Consider the following 16,500-nt stretch of genomic DNA (forward strand, 5'->3'; position numbering starts at 1 on the left):
TGAAAGACAATTTGTTAAAAATCCGTGCCGCGTTACTGCCCGAGCCAGCTCTTGAAGGCACCCATCCGCTCACGGCTGATCAGAATGTCGTTATCTGAACAGTTTTCGAGATGCACTTTCAGGCGGCTGTTGGAGTAAGTGAACACGTCCCTGATTGCGTAAATGGAGCTGATATATTTCCGGTTGATCCTGAAAAATTGCTCGGGGGAAACCATTTCCTCAATCTCGTCCAGAATGTAATCAACAATGTATTTTTTGCCTTGCCTGGTTTGTAGCAATGTGACTTTATCTTCGCTGAAAAAGAATGCAATGTCTTGTGTGTCAACGCTCTGAATGCGTTCTCCAAGCTTTATCAGAAAGCGTGTTTTGAATGCTTTTGTTGTCGGCTGCATCAGGCTGCGGATCTGTTCCAGCGAAATGCCGGCTTCTTTCCTGCCTGATTTGAATTTGGTTAATGCTTGTGCAAGTTCCTCGGGATCAATGGGCTTCAACAGATAATCGATGCTGTTCAGCTTGAATGCTTTAATGGCATATTGATCATAAGCCGTGCAGAAAATGATCGGCGCAGTGATTTTTACTTTTTCAAATATTTCGAAACTGATTCCGTCTGCAAGCTGAATATCCAGGAAGATCAGGTCAGGTTCTGGATTAGTGCTGAACCAGTTAACGGCGGAAGAAACCGTATCAAGGCTTTCAAGAACCTGCGCTTCGGGCAAATGCTCGCTTAAAAGCTGAGTAAGGCGCCTGACTGCAGGTTTTTCGTCTTCTATGATTAGAATTTTAGTCATTTATCTAGAAACAGGATGCCCCTACCGGGGCAAAAGTTATATCAATTCAATTTTTCTAGAAACAGGATGCCCCTCCGGGGCTGTGTTACGCTACCCTTTCTTCAATACGTAGGATAAACGCAATGCGAGCGGTAAAACATATTGGTAGAAAATAATGACCGCAAATAAAATTAAATGCAGGCAGGCATGTAACGGGATGCACCATGCTCGTCATCCCTCCCGGGCTAAAATGTTGGTTTATATCATATCTAAAAACAGGTTGCCCAGTTGGGGCGGCTTCAAAACTCGGCTGCAGAGCAGCTTCCTGTTTCTAGCAATTATTTTGTATATACATATTTGACGCTGGCGGGGGTCGCCTGTTCTTGGACTTTCAATAATGGTAATGTCACAACAAAATAACCGCCATCATTGCTAACTGAAATTCTATCCTCACTCAACAATGCATAACGCTTGCTAATGTTAGCCAGCCCGACACCCGTAGAATCGTCCGGTAAGCTACTCTTGGGCTGTAAATTGTTTTTGACAATCAATTGATCATTCACAAGCTCTATATCAATCCTTAATGGCATTTCCATCGATGCAACATTATGCTTGATCGCATTTTCCAACAATAATTGCAAAGACAGGGGAGGCAAAGAGCCTGCTGCGTTTCCATCCACCTGAATGCGATATTGCAAACTCTCTTCAAAACGGATCTTTTGAAGTGACAGAAAATTTTCTGCAAAACCGAGCTCCTGTTTTAGCGTAACCAATTCTTCCTGCTGCACTTCAAGCACGTAACGATAAATGCCTGAAAGCTGGCGGATGAACTTGGCCGCCGTGTCGGGATTTTCATAAACGAGGTTACTCAGCACATTCAGCGAATTGAAAAGGAAATGCGGGTTCAGCTGGTCTTTTAAAGATTGATATTGCTGCGCAAAACGCTCTGTTTTCAATTGCTCCGATTCAATCGCCGCTGTACGCCATTCCATCAAAAATGACCGGCTGATTAATATAAATAAAATGACAAAGGAAATCTTCATCGGAAATCCCGTCCAGCTCACCAGCCTGTTCCAAGGGATGTTGTTCAATGTAAAGGTCTCTGTAACGAAAAATTGAAACAGGAAAATGATAACAATGCTTGTGCAAAAGACATACAAAAAGTAACACAGGCATTCCAGAATCAGCCTTTTGACCGGATATTGAATCCATGAAATGGTCCTGTCAAAATAATCTTCCATCAAAAATCCGCCATAGCTCAATGTGGACGACATGACGAACGAGATCAGGATTTCCCGGGTCAGATCCCGGTAACCTTCACCAGTGGCAATGCATTTTGCAAACGAACCTAGCGAAATCACGAGGGCGACAAGCAAGTTTGCGCCCAAAAAAGCTGGGGAAAAATTCCAGAATTTTTTCGAACCCTTCGCTGTGCTTTTCATTGGTGATTCATGTCAGAGCGGTTTTTTGATGTCTTCAGGGGCAGCTCCTTGCCATTTTTTCGGCCAGGCTTTTCCCCCAGGTCGGCAACATAGCGGTTTTCAGCGCCTCTTCGTCCTGCGAGGCAAATATAGCCACACTTTCTTTCGCATACCCGCAAGCTTTCTCCGTCCCGGAACCGAAAAACTGGGCCATTCCGTACTCCATTTGGGCTGTCAGGGCGAGTGCTCGCGGATTTTTAGGATCCATTGCACGCGCTTTCCCGAATGTCTGCAACACCGGACCCGACAAACTCTGTCCGCGGCTTGCTGCATCCGCATTGAGTTTTGCCATTAATACAAAACCCTGCAAAGCAACGATTTCTGCATTGTTTTTAGATAACGCATCGGCTTTTTGCGCCAGTTCGTCGGCCTTCGCCAGCAGCTCGTCTTTTTTGTCCAGAGAAAGCGATTTATCTAAACCCTGAAATGTATAGGCAAGTACCTGATAATAAGCGGGCAGCCATTCATTTGGGTTGAGTTCCGCAATCCGGCCGAATGCATTGGCCGATTGCTGCAACACGGGAAGCGAATCGCTCTCGATAAGCTTCGCGATTTCTTTTTTCATCGCCTTCTGGTAAGGCGAATCCTGTGCGGAGGCTGTCAGGATTGTTAATAATAATAATAATGCGATGATTAGTTGTACGCGCTTTTTCATGTTGGTTGGTTGTTAGCGAAGACTTCCTGAACAGACTTCCCAAGTCTCCAAGACTTGGGAAGTCTGTTCAGGAAGTCTATTGCATTTATAAATTGTTTAATTGATTCGCTTTTTTGTCTTTGGAAAGTGTGATGAAAAGCCCTGCAAAGAGGAACCGCTTTGCGCCCTGGCCCACTGGCTTACCCGCATAAGAACCTTCCTCGTCCGGTTGCGTGGCATATTGATAACCGTAGACATTTTGTCGTCCCAAAACATTGGAGCAGGCGACATGCAGGATTACATTGGGTTTGGGCAAGTAACTGATACTAAAACTCAAATCGCTGTATGCCTTTGTTTTGCGCTGCATTTCGCCCGGAAGATTCGGATCATTATAAGTATAGCCGCTGTTCCACGACCAGGAGGTTCCCACTAGCGATTTCATGGCGGTCACAAAATGTTTCACCACCACGGAGCCATTGTGTTTTGGGGCAAATGTCGGCTGAACTTTGGTTTCATAAGCGGCAAATTTCCGCTTGCTGTCAACGAAACTGTAAGTGATCCAGAAATCCGTGTCTTTAATCGTTTTTTTGTCGCGCAGGAAAAAATCTACGCCTCTTGCATAACCCGAGCCATTTAAAGCAACGTTTTTGGGAGCGCTTGGCAAGCCGTTATAAGTGACCAGCTTTTCGTAATTTTTATAAAAAGCCTCAGCGCGGAATGTGCGGTTGTTGTTGACGATGAAATAATTGAGAATGTAATGTGTTGCTGCTGCGTTTTTCAGATCGGTTTGAAATATCCTTAGTTTCTCTTCCGCAAGCTGTTTGAATTTCCCTGCCGCGAACGAAAACTGACCTTGATTATTCAATTTGTAAGCAACCGAGAATCGGGGCGTAAGCCATGTTTGTTTGGCCAAGCTGCTATGTCCGCTCCGCAAGCCACCCACCATAATGAGGCGGTTACTGAAATAATACGTCGCTTCGATAAAATGATTGAACAAATTATCAGCGAATTGCCTTGTCTGATTTTGATCCAATAATGTCTCTGCATAACTCTTGGCATAGTATTCCAGGCCATTTTTCATTGAAAATTGAGACGAGAAATCCCTTACAGCGACGATTTTGGAATGAAAGATCCGGTTAACCTGCTTAATATCATCCGCATTAAACTGAATGGCATCCCTGTTGTCAGACAGAGCCGCGCCGCCATAAAATAGCCAGCCTTTATTTCCCGAATGCCGAAATGAAACATTCCCGTAGTTATAATGATTGTTTAGTTTCACGCGATCGCCTCGGCCATCAATGCCAGGAAGTTTTTGCCAGATCGCCATCCTGCTCCCTTCGGTGTGAAAGTAGGCTTTGATGAATCCCGCTTTTCCAGTCCCCGCATTGCCCCATTTCTGGCGCAACGAAACCTCAGAATCCCAGCTGGAAGGGGCCTTTTCCCAGTCAAAATTTTGCTTAACCAAGGATTGGTAAGGCGCCAGATTATAGTAGTTGGCCGATGCCGTTATTGCGTGGTCGTTTTTTACTAATGTTTGGGTGTAGCCGCCGCCCAGGGACATTACACTCACATCGCCCTGGTTTCTGAGCGGCAGGTCCAGCGTGTTCAATGCCAATGCGGACGACAGCGCCTGGCCGTATTCTGCCGAATATCCGCCGGTGCTGAAAAATGAGCCTTTGAACAAATTCGGGCTGAAACGGGCGCGGGTAGGGACATTGGAAGTAGTGCTGCCGAATGCATTTCCTACTTGCAGGCCATCAATAAAAATAGCAGTTTCCGAGGCGTCGCCTCCGCGTACAAACAACCGCCCGTCATTGCCCACTGTGGAAGTGCCCGGCAGCGTAAGCAGTGCAGCAGTAATGTTGCCCATTGCGCCAGACGTTGTGACAATGTCCAGTGGTTTCAGTACAACGGACTTTTTCTCATCGCCCGCTTCCATCGCCCCTGCGGAAATGGTTACCGCATTCAACTGGTTGATAGCCTCGCTCAGGATGATGTCAACGGTCAACGGCTGGCCTTTGAGATCCATAGCAACTTCCTGGCTTTTAAAACCCACGGCCTGCACATTCAATGTCTGACTGCCGGATGCATCGATCTGCACCTTGAAATTACCTGCTGCATCGGAGGAAGTTCCGTCGTAAGTGCCTTTAATATAAATGCTGGCACCTGGAAGTGCATGTCCTTTCTGATCGGTGATTCGCCCTGAAATGGAGGTTTGGGTGATGCCGCAATACGTAATATGGAATAACAGAATCGTAAGGAAAATTTTCATGACGCCCTTGGTTTGATCCAAAATTGGGCAGAAAGAAAACCATGTGAAACCGAGGTTTACCGAAGTTCAGGACGAGCCATATGAAGTGCGGAAATTGTTGACCGAAGTTCAATTTCGGAAGACTGAAATTGCGGAAATCCAGAAGCCACCTGACGTGAGAAATGACATTTGTCTTCGTTTTTTCTATACTCAATATAAATTTTTTTCATTTTTTCAAAATGCTTTAAATCAGCATCTTAATTTTTATATTTCATTGGCAAAGACTTAAAGACAATACATTCATGAAAGTAAATGCACGGTGATCGGCTCGTCTGGCATGTTTATTTATTAGGTCTCGTCAAACAGTTTCAAAAACGAGCTAACTCTTAATCAAATATAACATGATAGCTACACTTGGTAATAATGCAATAAGTACTTTGAAGCCTGGCGCAGTGCTTACAGTTACAGGCGCTACTAGTGAAATGGACGCGCAAAGAGAAGTAGCAGATTTTCTTCAATTGAGTGAAAGAAATGACCTGGGTTATTTTTCTATCTCAAAGGATTATTTCCTGCTGTATTTGAAGTCGGAGAATTCGTTAAGTGGGATTGCTTGAAGCGATAACGTTTTTCATTAAAAGAGCCATGGTACAATCAGGTACATTTCAATTGCTGGGCCAAAAGCTCATTAACATTATTATTCACAGAGACGACGTAGTAAAAATAGCACCGATCAAACAAGGACGCGGTTGCATTATTTACCTAAAAAACAAAGTTCCATATGCCGTGAGCGAAAGCGAGCGTGAAGTATATAAGAAGTTGGACTGGATCGCGGCCTAAGACCAGATCTGTCGTGGACAATGACTGAGGCTCCGGAATCCGGGCCTCTTTTTTGTGGCATGTGGTAAGATAAATACAATTTCTCCGAACCTGCCGATGCCCGCCCGCGTTATACGGCCTGATGTTACGCCACAATACTTACTAATGTCCAAAAAAACCTACTTCTTTCTCATCCTGATTTTGGGCAGCTTAACGGCACTCGGGCCGTTTTCCATCGACATGTATTTGCCCGGCTTTCCAGCCATTGCCAAGGATCTGCACACCACTGCGGCCAAAGTTTCGCTCTCTTTATCAGGCTTTTTTGTGGGGATTTCCCTGGGTCAGCTGCTGTACGGTCCGCTGCTCGACAGATTCGGACGGAAGAGACCGTTGTTCATCGGCCTGGTCGTTTATATTATCGCCTCCGCAGGCTGTGCCATGGCGCAGAGCATTAATGACCTTATTTTGCTGAGGGTTATTCAGGCGATTGGCAGCTGTGCGGCCACGGTGGCATCCGTTGCCATGGTGAGGGACCTTTTTCCGGTGAAGGATAATGCAAAGGTCTTTTCGCTGTTACTTTTGGTTGTGGGTGTTTCGCCCATGATCGCACCTACCGTCGGCGGGTATGTAACAGACGCATTTGGCTGGCATTCGGTGTTTTGGATACTGACTGGAATGGGTATCGCTATTTTAATTGCAACAGTCCTTTGGTTGCCAGATAGTTATAAACCGGATAAAACGCTTTCGCTGAAACCAAAGCCCATTTTGATCAATTTCCTGCAAGTGGTTCGTGAGCCGCAGTTTTACACTTACGCGCTGACAGGTGCCATCGCATTCTCGGGATTATTTGCTTACGTGTCAGGCTCGCCGCTCGTTTTTATGGAGGTTTTTCATACGGACGGCAAAGTGTACGGCTGGATATTTGCTTTTCTTTCCGTCGGATTTATTGGTTCGAGTCAATTAAATACGTTGTTTTTAAGAAAGTTCACCAGTGAGCAAGTTGTTAATGTGGCTTTGATTTGTCAGGTAATAGTGAGTTTTGCGTTTCTTGCCGCAGCATTGGCCGGGTTCCTGACATTGCCGGTCACCATTGCTTTCCTGTTTTTCTTTCTTTGCTGCATTGGTTACACTTATCCAAATGCCGCCGCGCTTTCCCTGGCACCTTTTACGAGAAATGCGGGTAGCGCTTCCGCATTGATGGGGGCCTTTCAAATGGGAGCCGGCACATTGATTTCCATTGTGATCAGCTTATTTGAAGAGCCATCCGTTGTTCCGATGGTTGCAGCCATGGCAGGATCTTCAGTGCTGGCGCTTTCGGTGCTGGTTTTCGGCAGGCGTTTTATCAAGGAAAAAGTGGAAGTGCAGCAAGGCGCAGATGCCGGTGTCATGCATTAAAACCGGTTTTGTTGACTTTATTTGTGCATGGATTATTTCAAAAAGCTCCTCGATTTACTTAAAACAGAAAGGGAAGAAGACCGGCAATCTTACCAGCGACTGATCGAAAGGTCGTCCGTTTCGGAACGCCGTGCGAACGGATTAAGCTGGTATCCCATTGCAATTCGCGGCTCGGAAATGAGCCGCGGCGATTATTTAGCAGTTGAAGTTGAGCGGACTACGCACCAGGATCTTTCGCATCAGCTCCGTTTTGGCATGCCGGCAGTTTTGTTTTCCAATCATGAACCCAAGAGGGACCGGTTGGAAGGCATTATCACGCATCAAAACGGGAACAGGCTGAAAATTACTTTGCGAACAGACGAATTGCCGGATTGGTCACGCGATGGAAAGTTGGGTATCGATCTGCTTTTTGATGACAATAGTTATGACGAAATGCAAGGTGCAGTTAAGTCGGCAGCTGCATTGCACGAAAATGAGAAAGAAGGGCGTTTGGTGAAAATCCTCACGGGTGAAAAATCACCTTCTTTCAATCAGGAACTTCCCAAAATATCAATTCCGGAATTGAACAGCTCGCAAAACGATGCCGTTCATAAAATCCTGTCAGCGTCGGACCTTGCCATTGTGCACGGGCCTCCGGGAACAGGAAAAACTACCACATTGGTTCAGGCGATCAAAGCCTTGATTAAACAAGATCATCAGCAGATCCTGGTTGTGGCGCCGAGCAACACTGCCGTTGATTTATTGAGCGAAAAGCTTACGGATGAGGGGCTTAATGTGCTCCGGGTTGGTAATCCGGTCCGCGTTTCGGAGCGGTTAATGTCGCTCACATTGGATAGCAAACTTTCCGGTCACGCGCGGATGAAGGACATTAAGGCCTTGAAAAAGCAGGCAAACGAATATAAAAACCTGGCTCACAAATACAAAAGAAATTTTGGAAAGGCCGAACGCGATCAACGCAAAGCACTTTTTGATGAAGCCCACAAGATCATGAAGGAAGTAGGAAGCGTGGAGCAATATGCGATTGAAGACATCCTGAGCAAGGCACAGGTGATCACCGCAACATTGGTCGGTGCTAACCATTACACGGTCAGAAATTTAAAATATAAAACTGTGGTCATCGATGAGGCTGGCCAGGCATTGGAACCGGCATGCTGGATACCAATCCTGAAAGCCGATAAAGTAGTGTTCGCTGGCGACCACTTCCAGTTAGCACCGACCATTAAATCGAGTGAAGCTGCGAAAAATGGTTTGAGCACAACCTTATTGGAAAAATGCATCTCTTTGCATCCGGAATCTGTGACTTTGCTGGAAGAGCAATATCGTATGAATGAGGCGATTATGGGATATTCGTCGAAAATATTCTATCAAAATAAACTGAAAGCCAACGCCTCTGTCGCCCATCATCTGGTGTTTCCAAATGACGCTCCATTGGGATTTATAGACACGGCAGGTTGCGGTTTTGACGAAAAGCTGGAAGGGACGAGTTCTACAAATCCGGATGAAGCTGTGTTTGTATTCAAACATCTGGCTCAGTATGTGAACGAGTTGACACATTCCAAAAACTTCAAAGCAGAGGGATTTCCAAGCATTGCGGTCATTTCCCCGTATAAAGAGCAAATTGGCCTGTTGAAAGAACAGTTGGCCCATCATGTTTTTTTGCAACCATTTGTTAACAAAATTTCGGTTAATACGATCGATAGCTTCCAGGGCCAGGAACGTGATGTTGTTTACATCAGCATGACGCGCAGCAACCCCGAAGGCGAGATCGGTTTCCTTTCGGACATTCGCCGGATGAATGTAGCTATGACCCGGGCGCGCAAAAAACTAGTCGTAATTGGTGACAGCGCCACACTTTCCAATTTGCCTTTTTACTCGGATTTTATTTCCTATGCCGAGGGCCTGAATGCTTACCAGAGCGCATGGGAGTTCGCGGACGTCTGATGGTGTGAAAAAATGCTTTTGACATTTAGATGCAACTCATTTATATTTAAAAGCATCTTCACCAGGAGTTACAAGCGATCACCAAAAACGTTCTTGCTATTTTTATGCTTAAACATTACGTTTCTGCCATTCTGCTCTCCCTAATGGTCATCAGTCAGGGCTTCACACAAGGCACTTCTTCCAGTGGGATTAAAGGGATTATCAAAACCAAAAAGGGGGAACCGTTGCCGTATGCTGCGATTGTTGTCAAAGGCACATCCATCAGCACGATCTCCAACGAAGAGGGGCGCTATCAGTTGGACCTGAAACCGGGTTACTACGAGGTCATTTTTCAATATTTAGGTTTTAAAACAGGGCAGAAAGGGTTTACCGTTGAAAATAAAATGGAAACCTTCGATCTCACGATGGAAGAGCAGGCACTCAACCTCGGCGAGGTACGTATAGGAAGTCGCGATGAGGATCCCGCCTACACCATTATGCGCCGTGCAATTGCCAAAAGCCGCTATCATTTACTTCAAGTGGACAGTTATGTGGCCAAAGCCTATTCCAAATCTTCGATTGTAATTACAGATCTTCCTTTGGAATTTTTGTATAAAAAGGAATTGAAGGAGATGGAGGGGGAAATGAATTTCAAGAAAGGCGTTCCCATGCTAAATGAAAGCGTTTCCGAAGTGACATTTAAGCAGCCCAACACTTACAAGCAGAAGGTTATTGCTGCCAGAAATAGCCAGGACAAGGGTTTTGCAAGTCCCAATGCTTACTTGCTAACCAGTTTTTATCAGCCCGAAGTTGTAAAGGCCGTTTCTCCATTGTCGCCGCGTGCTTTTGCCTACTATAAATTTGAGTATCAGGGTGCTTTCCGTGAAAATGGCATTGAGGTAAATAAAATAAAAGTCACCCCGCGCTCCTACGGTGAGGGCGTTTACAAAGGAACGATCCACATCATTGAAGATGAATGGAGCATTTACAGTCTTGATCTGACGACGGTTAACACGGGTTTTACCATTGACATTAAACAGGTTTATAGCGCGGTTCAAGGTGTTTGGATGCCTGTCAACCAGCAGTTCCACGTTCAGGGCGGCATTTATGGACTGAAAGGGAAAGGTGATTTTGTGATCTCGCAATCGTTTTCAAACCTCAAAATTAACCCCACTTTCAAGCCGGATATTGTGGTTGTGGATGATAAAAAGCAGAAAGAAGAAGCTAAAAAAGTGAAGCTGACAAGCCGGGAAATCAAGTCGCAGAAGCTGGAAGAGGTCGTTAGCAAGCAAAAAGAATTTTCGGCCAAAAACCTTCGCAAACTGATGAAGGAATACGAAAAGCAGGACATAAAGGCCAAAGAAGAGAAGGGTGAAGACATTGACCTTAACTTTACCCGAAGTGATTCGACAGTGGTGGATTCGATGGCCAGCATGCGCAGCACGGCTTTTTGGGATTCCATCCGCACTGTTCCGCTGACGAACGCCGAAGTTAAAAGTTACACGCGATTGGACAGTATTGTAGTCATGAAACAAGGCTCGGAGGAGCAAAAGGACAGTTTGAAAGTGGCCAATTCCGACACTACAAAAAGTAATAAAAAGGGTGGTGGATTGGGTTTCGTGGGCGATATTTTCACCGGTCACAGTTTCAGATTAGGCAAGAAAAGCCCCTGGCGGCTCGATTATGTAACGCCGCTGCGGGGTGCACAGGTTAACACGGTGGAAGGACTCGTTTTAAATGGTGGTGGTTTTAAATTGCGTTATAAAGGCAATGGTGCTAGGAAAACACCCGACAGTTTGCAAATCGGGACCAATGGCGTAAAGCGGTTTTCTGCTCCCCGGGCGGATTCGGAATTCTCGCTCAATGCGCTTACGCGTTATTCCTTTGCGCGGCAGAAACTCATGGCGACGGGCGGGATTGGTTATCGCTGGAAACGGAATGAAATCAATGTTTCAGGCGGGCAGGCGGTCTCTCAATTCAATAGTGAAAACCCAATGCATCCGTTGCTGAACTCGGTTACGACGCTGTTTTTGGAGCAGAACTTTATCAAAATCTATGAAAAGAATTTTGTAAGTCTCGACTTCGGCACGGACCGTGAAAATGAACATTTCGAGCTAAAAGTCAACGTTGAATATGCGGACCGCAGCCCGTTGCGAAATTTGGGGAACACCAACCCTTATCGCTGGATCGACTGGAAACGAAGGGAGTTTACTTCAAACATTCCTTTTAATGATGAGTTGACTGACGAAAGCCGCACTGCTTCAGTTGAGATGCAGGAGCATCAGGCCTTGACATTGGGCCTTGCGGCAGCTTACAAGCCGTGGCAAAAATACCGGACGCGAAAAGGGAAAACTTCTTATTATGACGATGATTCCCCAAAGTTGTCGGTTAATTACCGCAAAGGCATTAACAATGTGTTCGGCAGCGATGTCAAATATGATTTTTTCCAAATCAGCATTCAGCATGGATTTGAAACCGGAGTAAGAAGTAAGCTGAGTTATAAGCTTGCTGCGGGACAATTTTGGGGAGACAGCGTTGCTTTTCCGGATTACCAACATTTCGCAGGCAATCGCTTTTTCTTCCAGATGGGCGATCCCGTCAGCACATTCCGGATGCTCGATTATTATCGTTACAGCACTTCCAAACATTTCTTTGAAGCCCACGTCCTCAGCGAGTTCCGCAAATTCCTGTTGACCCAAATCACCTGGTTCCGCGTATTGGGCATCAAAGAAAACTTCATGCTGCATTACCTGGCCACGCCCACCTCGAACAACTACGCAGAGCTAGGCTACGGTCTGGACGTTGGCATTCGCTTCCCCTTCCGCTTAGAGGTTGTGAATAGTTTTGAAGGTTTCAAATACAAACACACTGTTTTCCGGGTTGGGACGACGATGAACTTTAATTTGGGGCGAAACTGAGCTTATAAAATGAATTCATCAAAGTTGTCCTTATGAATCACTTTGAATTCACTATTGGGATAGGCATTTGAGAAAACCTTTGAGAATGAGGCTTTTGCATTTGGATTCCATTTGAATTCGTATGCACTCAGCTTTCCGTCGGATTCTTCTAAATAATCTATTTCCGTCTGTTCTTTCGTTCTCCAATAGTAACTATTTGCCCAGATTCCCTGATAGTTAATGAATTTCATTCGTTCCGAAATAATAAAATTTTCCCACAAGGCGCCGATATCTGTTCTAAGTTCGGGTTGGGTGAAATTTGCTATTAATGCGTTGCGAATGCCATTGTCGTAGAAGTAAATCTTGCGACTATTTTTAAGCTCATTGCGAAGATTGCGATTGAAGGTGCCAAGCCTAAAAATCACGAACACTTGTTCCAATAAGTTGATATATTTCTCAACTGTTTTGTTGTCCAAACCACAAATTTGACCCAGCTCATTAAAAGAAACCTGCGATCCGACTTGAAATGCCAATGCTTGCAAGAGCCGCATTAATTTTTCGGGCTTCTGGATGTTTTCCCACATCAAGATATCTTTGTATAAATAACTGTCGGTAAGCTGCTTTAATGTCTCCTTCTCGGATCCTGGGTGATTCACAATGTCCGGATAATAACCGTAAACCAGTCTTTGAGACAGAAGCCGCTTTTCTTCCAGAAGTCCATGGTGATTTACCATTTCTCCGAATGAGATAGGGAACATTTTGTATTCCCATTTCCGGCCAGTTAATGGCTCATTTACTTTATTCGCCAGTTCAAAAGCAGAACTGCCGGTTGCGACCAATTGAACGCCTTTGATATTATCCGTTATCAGTTTCAAGCGCAAACCAATGTCGGAAATTCTTTGCGCCTCGTCAATGACAATGTTGTTTCTGTCACCAAATATGTTTTTCAAACGGGAAGACGTGGCATTTTCAAAAAGCGCTTGCACATCAGTTTCGTCGCCATTGAGCCAAAGCGTATCTGCTTTGTTTGAAAAAAGCTTGTTCAATAACGTCGTTTTTCCAACCTGGCGCGCGCCCAGCAGAATAATGGCTTTTCCATCATAGAGTTTTGACCTGATTATGTCTTCGAGATTACGCTTAATCATAACCAAACATACCACTTTTTGGGAATAGATTCCTAAAAAGTGGTGTTTTTTTAGGAATCTATTCCCAAAAAGTCGACTTTTAACTGTTTGAATAGAGACTGAGTGGTAATAGGCTTGTCTCATCCAACTTCTCCAGCCAATGGCTGGAGATTTACAATGAGCTAATGATCAACTCTTAAACCAATGCTTCCCACAAAATTTCGGCGGGATGCATTGCATGTCTGCCGGTTCCGTCGTGGATCTGGTGGCGGCAACTGGTTCCGGGGGCGGCAATGATCACTTCCTCAGGCTGTTGCCGAACTGCCGGGAATAGAACCAGCTCCCCGATTTGCATAGAAATGTCATAATGCTCTTTTTCATAACCAAATGACCCTGCCATGCCGCAGCAGCCCGAAGGAATCAGCTGCACAGTGTAGTTTTCGGGAAGCGAAAGCATTTTTTTCGTTGGTATAACACTGGAAACAGCCTTCTGCTGGCAATGTCCGTGTAATTTGATCAATCGCTTCTCCTTGGTAAACTGATCCTTCGAAATGTGTTTCAACTCAATTTCCCGGGAAATAAATTCGTCAAACTGCAATGCGTTCTGCGCCAGTTTTTTGGCTTCTTCCACAAGCGCATCACTCACGAGATCAGGATATTCGTCACGGAATGTCAGGATTGCCGATGGTTCGATGCCTATCAGCGGCGTGTCGTACGAAATCAGGTCTTTGAGCAGGTTAATGTTCTCTTCGGCTATCTTTTTCGCGTCCTTCAAAAGTCCTTTCGAGAGTTGCGGCCTACCCGAAGGAGCATGGTTTGGAATAATTACTTCATAACCAAGCTTTTCCAATGCTAAAATGGATTTTTTCCCAATCTCAACATCATTGTAATTTGTAAACTCATCGCAGAAAAGATAAACCTTTCGACCAGTTGATTTGCTTGTTTTGCGTTGCTCGTACCACTTTTTCAACGTTGTGTTATGCAGCAGCGGCATCGTTCTCTCAGGATGAAAGCCGACAATGCGATTAGCGATTTTGCGCAACGGTGCGTTTTTGAAGACCAGATTATATGCCCAGGGAACATAGCTCGCGATGCCGGTCATTTTTGAAAAATTCCCAACAAGCCATGAACGAAGCGGAATGCCGTTAGCGTCGTGATATTGCTGCAAAAATTCCATTTTCAGTTTGGCCACATCCACATTGGAAGGGCATTCGCCTTTGCAGCCCTTGCAAGCCAGGCAGAGATCATAAACTTCCTTAATCTCCTTATTATCAAATTTATTCTCCTTAGGCGAACGCGTTAGCATTTCCCTGAGAATGTTGGCGCGGGCGCGGGTTGTGTCCTTTTCATTGCGCGTCGCCATGAAACTCGGGCACATTGTGCCGCCGCTCATCTGCGTTTTGCGGCAGTCGCCGGAGCCGTTGCATTGCTCGGCGTGCTGCAAAATATCCTGGTCATGAAAACGGAAATAAGTTTTAAATTCCGGCGTCTGCTGATCAGCTTCATAGCGCAGAAAAGTGTCCATGGGCGCCGTATCGACGATTTTCCCGGGATTGAAAATGTTGTTCGGGTCCCAGGCCTTTTTAATTTCCTTAAAAAGCTGATAATTATGCTCACCAACCATTTTCGGGATAAATTCACCTCTTAACCGCCCGTCGCCATGCTCTCCTGAAAGTGAGCCGTCATATTTTTTTACCAGATCAGCGATTTCCTCAGCAATCATTCTGAATTGCCTATGTCCTTCGCTGGTTTTCAGGTTAATGATGGGGCGAAGGTGAATTTCACCGGTGCCGGCATGGGCATAATGTACGGCCGACATGCCGTGTTTTTTTAAAATAACATTGAAATCGCGGATGTAATCCGGTTGGTCGTAAACATCAACTGCCGTGTCCTCGATCACGGCAACGGCTTTTTCATCGCCGGGAATGTTGCCCAACAAGCCCAGACCAGCTTTTCTTAATGTCCAGATTTTCTTGGTGTCGTCTCCAAAAAGCAGCGGATAATGGAAGCCTATGCCTGCTTCCTGCAATTCACTGACCATTTCAGCCGAGAGCGTTTCGACTTCTTCTTTTGTTTCCCTTGAAAGATCCACAACCAGAATCGCCGGATATTTCCCGTCGGGCTTATTCTTTACAAAAAATGCATTTTTCTTTTGTTCTGCATTCGTAGCGGCACATTCAAGCACGTAATCGTCAATGAGCTCAACGGCGTGCGGCTTGTATTTTAATGTTAATATCGTAGCCCTTAATGCTTCATCGATGGTGTCGCAATGCACACAAACGAGTCCTTGCGTTTTCGGCGGCAACGGAACCAGGTTTAATTTTATTTCTGTCAAAAAACACAGTGTCCCTTCAGATCCTGCGATCAGGCTGCACATATTAAATGGCTGTGCAGGTTCATTCTGGCTGGTTTTATCGGCATAAGGCTCTGTGTGGAGCAACATATCCAGTGCATAACCGGTGTTCCTTCTGCCAATGCTTGGCTTTGGAAAGTTCTTTCTTATTTCCGCCTGATTTTCAGCAGACTGAAGTATTTCATTTGTTTTGAGATAAATCTTATCCAAAAGCGTCGCACTTCCGTTTTTCTGCTGTGCATTGAACAGCATATTTTCGAAATCGCTTCCTTTAATGTTTTTAAATTCCGCATTCGAGCCGTCGGCCAGAATGGCTTTTACCTCTAAAGTATGCTCCCGGGCGCTGCCGTAAACGATGGAATTAGAGCCGCAGGAATTATTTCCAACCATCCCGCCGATCATGGCGCGGTTGGCGGTTGAAGTCTCCGGCCCGAAATAAAGTCCGTAAGGTTTCAGTGCCATGTTAAGCTCGTCGCGCACTACGCCAGGTTGCACGCGAACCCATTTTTCGGCCTCATTTATTTCCAGGATTTTAGTAAAATTCCGGGAAACGTCCACCACAATGCCATTGCCTACAACCTGCCCGGCCAGGGACGTTCCGGCCGTTCTTGGAATAAGCGAAATGTGCTTCTCCGTCGCATATGCGATCAACTTTTTGATGTCGGCCTCCGACTTGGGAATGGCAACCGCGAGTGGCATTTCACGGTATGCGGAAGCGTCAGTTGCATACAGGGTTCGCATCGTATTATCGAAATGCAGTTCTCCCTTAAGTTGCTTGGCAAGAAGACTTAAATCACTGTTAGTTACGGAAAGCGGCGCAGTCATGGTGTCGGATAAGCGGAAAATACTAGCATCAAAGTTA

11 protein-coding genes are annotated in these 16,500 nt (G+C 45.5%); 5 read left to right on the forward strand and 6 right to left on the reverse strand.

The genetic code is table 11. The features are described from left to right. Positions 1–32: 32 nt before the first annotated feature. From MUK70_RS27475 to MUK70_RS27490, 4 genes are all read right to left on the reverse strand, one after another. Positions 33–788, reverse strand: coding sequence for a LytR/AlgR family response regulator transcription factor (locus MUK70_RS27475; protein WP_234656951.1), 756 nt, complete (start codon positions 786–788; stop codon positions 33–35). 317 nt (positions 789–1,105) lie between these two features. Continuing rightward, on the reverse strand, positions 1,106–2,209 hold the full coding sequence (locus tag MUK70_RS27480; RefSeq protein WP_234656952.1) for a sensor histidine kinase: 1,104 nt from the start codon (positions 2,207–2,209) through the stop codon (positions 1,106–1,108). A 34-nt stretch (positions 2,210–2,243) separates the two neighbouring features. Next, complete coding sequence (locus MUK70_RS27485; RefSeq protein ID WP_234656953.1) at positions 2,244–2,903, reverse strand: hypothetical protein; 660 nt, start codon at positions 2,901–2,903, stop codon at positions 2,244–2,246. A gap of 85 nt (positions 2,904–2,988) precedes the next feature. After that, positions 2,989–5,154: a TonB-dependent receptor gene (locus MUK70_RS27490; RefSeq protein ID WP_234656954.1), complete on the reverse strand. Its 2,166-nt coding sequence runs from the start codon at positions 5,152–5,154 to the stop codon at positions 2,989–2,991. Positions 5,155–5,534: 380 nt separating this feature from the next. Here MUK70_RS27490 and MUK70_RS27495 point away from each other — a divergent pair, with 380 nt between their 5' ends. From MUK70_RS27495 to MUK70_RS27515, 5 genes are all read left to right on the forward strand, one after another. Then, a complete protein-coding gene (locus tag MUK70_RS27495) occupies positions 5,535–5,747 on the forward strand; it encodes a hypothetical protein (protein ID WP_234656955.1) in 213 nt (70 codons plus the stop codon). A gap of 28 nt (positions 5,748–5,775) precedes the next feature. Then, positions 5,776–5,970, forward strand: a complete 195-nt coding sequence (locus MUK70_RS27500) for a hypothetical protein (RefSeq protein ID WP_234604200.1) — start codon at positions 5,776–5,778, stop codon at positions 5,968–5,970. Positions 5,971–6,114: 144 nt separating this feature from the next. Beyond that, positions 6,115–7,344 carry a multidrug effflux MFS transporter gene (locus MUK70_RS27505; RefSeq protein WP_234656956.1) on the forward strand — a complete coding sequence of 410 codons (1,230 nt, stop codon included), beginning with the start codon at positions 6,115–6,117 and terminating at the stop codon, positions 7,342–7,344. Positions 7,345–7,371: 27 nt separating this feature from the next. Continuing rightward, a complete protein-coding gene (locus tag MUK70_RS27510; protein ID WP_234656957.1) occupies positions 7,372–9,285 on the forward strand; it encodes an AAA domain-containing protein in 1,914 nt (637 codons plus the stop codon). A gap of 104 nt (positions 9,286–9,389) precedes the next feature. Further along, complete coding sequence (locus MUK70_RS27515; protein WP_234656958.1) at positions 9,390–12,182, forward strand: DUF5686 and carboxypeptidase regulatory-like domain-containing protein; 2,793 nt, start codon at positions 9,390–9,392, stop codon at positions 12,180–12,182. A gap of 2 nt (positions 12,183–12,184) precedes the next feature. On the opposite strand, the gene MUK70_RS27520 is transcribed toward MUK70_RS27515, so the two are convergent. Together MUK70_RS27520 and MUK70_RS27525 are read right to left on the reverse strand one after the other, a co-directional pair. Further along, entirely contained in the window at positions 12,185–13,306 is a 1,122-nt protein-coding gene (locus MUK70_RS27520) for an ATP-binding protein (RefSeq protein ID WP_234656959.1), read from the reverse strand. 175 nt (positions 13,307–13,481) lie between these two features. Then, the gene (locus tag MUK70_RS27525) at positions 13,482–16,379 is read right to left on the reverse strand and encodes an FAD-binding and (Fe-S)-binding domain-containing protein (RefSeq protein ID WP_374759728.1); all 2,898 of its coding nucleotides are present in this window, start codon (positions 16,377–16,379) and stop codon (positions 13,482–13,484) included. Positions 16,380–16,500: the final 121 nt, after the last annotated feature.

This window comes from Dyadobacter chenwenxiniae (assembly GCF_022869785.1).
Classification (GTDB): Bacteria; Bacteroidota; Bacteroidia; order Cytophagales; family Spirosomataceae; genus Dyadobacter; species Dyadobacter chenwenxiniae.

Bases quoted from the DNA above. Each gene is read 5' to 3' on its own strand.
- MUK70_RS27525 (WP_374759728.1), bottom strand. From the start codon at position 16,379: ATGCGAACCCTGTATGCAACTGACGCTTCCGCATACCGTGAAATGCCA.
- MUK70_RS27515 (WP_234656958.1), top strand. From the start codon at position 9,390: ATGCTTAAACATTACGTTTCTGCCATTCTGCTCTCCCTAATGGTCATC.
- MUK70_RS27490 (WP_234656954.1), bottom strand. From the start codon at position 5,154: ATGAAAATTTTCCTTACGATTCTGTTATTCCATATTACGTATTGCGGC.
- MUK70_RS27500 (WP_234604200.1), top strand. From the start codon at position 5,776: ATGGTACAATCAGGTACATTTCAATTGCTGGGCCAAAAGCTCATTAAC.
- MUK70_RS27485 (WP_234656953.1), bottom strand. From the start codon at position 2,903: ATGAAAAAGCGCGTACAACTAATCATCGCATTATTATTATTATTAACA.
- MUK70_RS27475 (WP_234656951.1), bottom strand. From the start codon at position 788: ATGACTAAAATTCTAATCATAGAAGACGAAAAACCTGCAGTCAGGCGC.
- MUK70_RS27520 (WP_234656959.1), bottom strand. From the start codon at position 13,306: ATGATTAAGCGTAATCTCGAAGACATAATCAGGTCAAAACTCTATGAT.
- MUK70_RS27480 (WP_234656952.1), bottom strand. From the start codon at position 2,209: ATGAAAAGCACAGCGAAGGGTTCGAAAAAATTCTGGAATTTTTCCCCA.
- MUK70_RS27495 (WP_234656955.1), top strand. From the start codon at position 5,535: ATGATAGCTACACTTGGTAATAATGCAATAAGTACTTTGAAGCCTGGC.
- MUK70_RS27510 (WP_234656957.1), top strand. From the start codon at position 7,372: ATGGATTATTTCAAAAAGCTCCTCGATTTACTTAAAACAGAAAGGGAA.
- MUK70_RS27505 (WP_234656956.1), top strand. From the start codon at position 6,115: ATGTCCAAAAAAACCTACTTCTTTCTCATCCTGATTTTGGGCAGCTTA.